We start from the raw sequence: 1,023 nt of genomic DNA on the forward strand, positions 1-1,023 counted from the left end.
TATTGCAAAGGAGATAAATTGTTTAATTTAGTTAATAACCATTTATTATTCCAAAAAGAAGGGAATTGGTTGATAATTTTTTTGATTTTACTTGGTGTTTTTTGGAATAAAAAGGGATGTTGGTTGGATAAAATACTTTTCATCTGGCCAAAAAGATTTTCAATGACAGCGTTATCACGTGGGGTTGCTTTACGAGACATACTAATTAAAAACCCTTTTTTAGTTAAAACTTTTTGTACTTTTAGAGATTGATAAACTTTACCTTGGTCAGAATGAATAATACAAGGGGTTTTTAAAGTAGGAATTTTTTTGATTGTATTTAAAATTAATTCTTTATTTTGTCGGTTTGAAGTGTGGGAGGCAATAATTTGATTATTAAAAGAATCAATAATACACGAAAAATAAATAAATCCTTGGGGAGTGGGAAAATAAGTAATATCGGTAAATAGTTTTTTCATGGGTTGGGAGGTAGTAAAGTTTTGATTAATTAAATTTGGGACTACTTTGAGGTTAGATTCTAAATTTTTATAATAATATTTATTTTTTTTAGGCCTTAACTTACAACAAATATTATTTTCTTTCATGATAAGATAAACTTTTTTCTTAGTAATAAATTCATTAAAAATTTCTTGGTATAAATCAGTAATTTTACGATGACCGTAAAAATATTCATGTTGTAAACATAAAGTTTGAATACGTTGTTGTTGCAAAAAATGTTTTGTTTCTTTTAATTTTAACTTTTTTTCAATTTTTAGCCAATAATAATAAGTACTTCGATTAATACGAATTGTTTTTAAAATGGTAGTTAAATTTAGGTCTTTTGCAAATTGTTTAACCAGTTTAAAAACTATTTTTTTATTAATAGTTTGAATGTGAGAAACCATATTTTGTAATAATTTTATTTTTTTCTTTAATTTTTGCATCATTAACCCCAATTATCTTAATATTTTTTATTCATTACAAAAATAATTATAACTAAAAAATGCATTAAAAATTAATTTTAAAATATATTTATTAAATTAT

Annotated in this window: 1 protein-coding gene; it reads right to left on the reverse strand. The window is 22.9% G+C overall.

The annotated features are described in order from the left end of the window. The coding region (locus tag AACP42_RS03015; protein WP_425342246.1) for an IS3 family transposase at nucleotides 1-923 on the reverse strand (923 nt) is incomplete at its 3' end. Nucleotides 924-1,023: the final 100 nt, after the last annotated feature.

Origin of the sequence: Hydrangea phyllody phytoplasma (genome assembly GCF_036985185.1) — a bacterium.
In the GTDB taxonomy this organism is placed as follows: Bacteria; Bacillota_I; Bacilli_A; order Acholeplasmatales; family Acholeplasmataceae; genus Phytoplasma; species Phytoplasma asteris.